At 44.8% G+C, this 3,407-nt stretch carries 3 protein-coding genes; all 3 read left to right on the top strand.

Annotation, left to right across the window (positions count from 1 at the left end; genetic code table 11):
• Window positions 1-875: F0F1 ATP synthase subunit gamma (locus H6S82_RS24910; RefSeq protein WP_191056874.1), on the top strand; the 875-nt coding region annotated here is incomplete at its 5' end.
• Between the two features lie 471 nt (window positions 876-1,346).
• Window positions 1,347-2,576, top strand: coding sequence for a formate-dependent phosphoribosylglycinamide formyltransferase (gene purT, locus H6S82_RS24905; RefSeq protein WP_190465124.1), 1,230 nt, complete (start codon window positions 1,347-1,349; stop codon window positions 2,574-2,576).
• A 369-nt stretch (window positions 2,577-2,945) separates the two neighbouring features.
• On the top strand, window positions 2,946-3,377 hold the full coding sequence (locus tag H6S82_RS24900; protein WP_190465125.1) for a hypothetical protein: 432 nt from the start codon (window positions 2,946-2,948) through the stop codon (window positions 3,375-3,377).
• The last annotated feature ends 30 nt before the right edge of the window (window positions 3,378-3,407 follow it).

The raw sequence follows: 3,407 nt of genomic DNA, 5'->3' as shown, positions 1-3,407 counted from the left end.
GGTTAGTGGCAGCAGCTAAGGTGCGTCGCGCCCAAGAGCAAGTAATTGCCACTCGCCCCTTCGCCGATGCTTTGGCTCAAGTTCTCTACGGTTTGCAATCTCGCTTGCGGTTTGAAGAAGCGAACCTTCCCCTACTCAGACAAAGAGAAGTACGATCGGTAGGTCTGTTGGTAGTTACAGGCGATCGCGGTTTGTGCGGCGCTTACAACACCAACGTCATCCGTCGGGCCGAAAACCGTGCGAAGGAACTCAAAGCAGAAGGCCGCGACTACAAGTTTATCCTGGTAGGACGCAAAGCGGTTCAGTATTTCCAACGTCGCAACCAACCTATTAGCGCTACATTCTCCGGATTGGAACAAATTCCCTCGGCGGCGGAAGCTTCTCAAATTGCCGACGAACTGCTATCTTTGTTCCTTTCCGAGTCGGTGGATAGAGTTGAGTTGGTTTACACCAAGTTTGTATCTCTGATCAGCTCTCGACCGGTCATTCAAACCCTGCTTCCCCTCGACCCTCAAGGTTTGGAATCTTCAGATGATGAGATTTTCCGCCTCACCACCAAAGGTGGTGATTTCGAGGTGCAGCGGCAGAAAGTCAGCACCGAAGTCCGCAGTTTCCCCAGAGATATGCTGTTTGAGCAAGATCCTGTCCAAATTCTGGATGCGCTGCTGCCATTATACCTGAATAACCAATTGTTGCGGGCGCTGCAAGAGTCCGCTGCCAGCGAACTCGCCGCTAGGATGACGGCGATGAACAATGCCAGCGACAACGCCACCGAATTGATTGGTTCGCTCACCCTGTCGTACAATAAAGCACGGCAGGCATCAATCACGCAAGAATTGTTGGAAGTTGTGGCTGGTGCCGAAGCTCTAGGTTAGGAGTATCTTCAACTTTCCACCCCCTGGTTAACAGCGCCTGGAATCCCAGGTGCTTTTTTTTGCGATCGGTTATAGGTTTTGAGTTTTTTAGCGATTACGGATTATATCTTACTTATGAAGCGCTAATTATTCGCAACGTTAAAGCTCTCGTTTGACTAGCTTTTTTTGCTGAAACAGGTTTAGAACGGATTTTAGAAGATGTATTTACCCGGCGTTCAATAGATTTTATTTTAGAAAAAATAGTTCATTACAGCAAATGGACTTATGAAGAATTAGAAGAGGTTTTGGCTGATAACCGGGAAGATGTTAAAGCTTTATACGCTTGGGGCAATCACAATTCTTTAAATTATCCACCTTATTATGAAGAATTCTGAATAGTCAACTAACCTGCGGATTCTGGGGAGGCGAGGTTTTTGTAACAGTACGATATTTGTACTATCATCAAAAAGCTGGTTTAAAGTTCCTCCTCTCATGTCAGAAGCAGATCGAAAAACTCAAATTTGGGGAACACCTTTACAAAAGGGAGTTCAGCGTTTACTCCTGTTAGGTGCGGGAGAATTGGGTAAAGAAGTTGCGATCGAAGCGATGCGATTCGGTTTGGAGGTGATTGCGGCAGATTATTACAGCAATGCGCCTGCAATGCAAGTTGCCCACCGCGCCCACGTCATCGATATGCTTTCCGATGCTAAACTGCGCTTTTTGGTGGATTTGGAGAAACCGGATTTAATCGTACCGGAAATTGAAGCGATCGCCACTGAAACTCTCGTAGAATTGGAAAAAGAAGGTTGGCGGGTGATTCCCACCGCACGCGCCACCAATCTGACGATGAACCGCGAAGGCATTCGTCGCTTAGCAGCAGAAGAATTAAGTTTGCGAACTTCGCCATATCGTTTCGCCGATACAGAAGAAGAATATCGAAATGCGATCGCGCAATTGGGTTTGCCTTGTGTGGTAAAACCAGTGATGAGTTCTTCTGGAAAAGGTCAAAGTATCATTCGCACGGAAGATGAAATTGCACCTGCTTGGGAATACGCCCAAACTGGCGGACGTACCCAGAAGCAACGGGTAATTGTGGAAGGATTTGTGGAATTCGACACCGAAATTACTTTGCTGACCGTGCGATCGATCGAAGGTACGTCTTTTTGTCCTGCGATCGGACATATTCAAGTTAGCGGTGATTATCGAGAATCTTGGCAACCTTGTATATTAAATCCAGATACTCTCCTTCAGTGTCAAGAAATCGCGCACAAAATTACCGAAGCTTTAGGCGGTTGGGGCATATTTGGCGTTGAATTATTTATTGCTGGCGATCCGAATGGGAAGCAAACAGTTTATTTTAGCGAAGTCAGCCCGCGTCCCCACGATACTGGTATGGTGACAATGATTAGCCAAAATATGTCCGAATTTGAATTGCACGTCCGGGCGATTACGGGTTTGCCAATTGGCAATATAGAGTTGATTAAAACTGGTGCTTCTGCGGTAATTTTGGCTGACGAAACAGGAGATAATCCCCACTTTACCGGAATAAATGAAGCCTTAAAAGTGCCCACAAGTAAATTAAGGTTATTCGGTAAACCAACAACTCGCAAAAATCGTCGCATGGGTGTAGCATTGGCGCTTGGTGAAACCGTCGAAGAAGCTAGACAAAGAGCGAAAGAATGTGCCTATAAAGTGAAAGTTTTGCCATCTGCAAATTTGTAAGTTATATCGCATTCAGGTGACAATTTTTATCTGAAATATTGTGGCTCGAATGCGATCGCCTCCACAAGAACAAAATTGCATAGGCTGGCTATTTTTGGTGCATCTCAATCCATTGCACGAAAGTTGAGGTCGTCTCCCTGTTTGGTTTGCGTAAATTCCTCAGTGCCAAGGCGGCATCTGCACAAGCCCAAGATTCCTCATCCTATTATTGAAGAGACTGCAAGCGCCAGCTTTAACAAATTTTATGATTTTTCCTCAGTCTTGAGAGCGAAAATATTAGGAACACGTTTTATTAAAAAATGTTCGGCGATCGCAACTTAAAAGTTGTACAATCCTGACACTCAACTTTTTTCAGAGGAATCAACAATCGTGAAGCCCTTTAACTTAATAGCTGCCTCTACAATAATGGCAGCAACTATCTGGGGATTTACAGCAACTCAAAGCCAAGCTGATGTAAGTGTCAAACCAGAAAGCTTACAGCGAAACTCAAATTCTGCTTTACTGGCTCAAACTGTTGCACAAAATTCAACCGAGGTGCAAAAATTTTTGTTGCAAATGCAACAGAATCCCCAGATGGTTCAGCGAGTGCTACAGCTTTCACAAGTAAATCCGCAGTTGATGCAAGTGCTAATCCAAAGGTTTTTACAACGGAATCCGCAGTTACTTCACGAATTGAAAAAAAATCCCCAAGTAGTGCAACAGCTGCTCGAAGATAATCCGCAGCTAATAGAAATATTCAAACAAAATCCAGAGTTAAGGCAACAGCTTCAGTTAGATAGAACGGTAATTCCTCAAAGTTGAGTATAATTCGCTGGAAAAACAGTGGTGTGA

This window comes from Planktothrix sp. FACHB-1355, from assembly GCF_014748295.1.
Classification (GTDB): domain Bacteria; phylum Cyanobacteriota; class Cyanobacteriia; order Cyanobacteriales; family Aerosakkonemataceae; genus Aerosakkonema; species Aerosakkonema funiforme_A.
This window is presented reverse-complemented; position numbering and strand designations above follow the sequence as displayed.

Excerpts from the sequence above, each read along its gene's own strand:
- purT (WP_190465124.1), top strand. The coding sequence starts at position 1,347 with ATGTCAGAAGCAGATCGAAAAACTCAAATTTGGGGAACACCTTTACAA.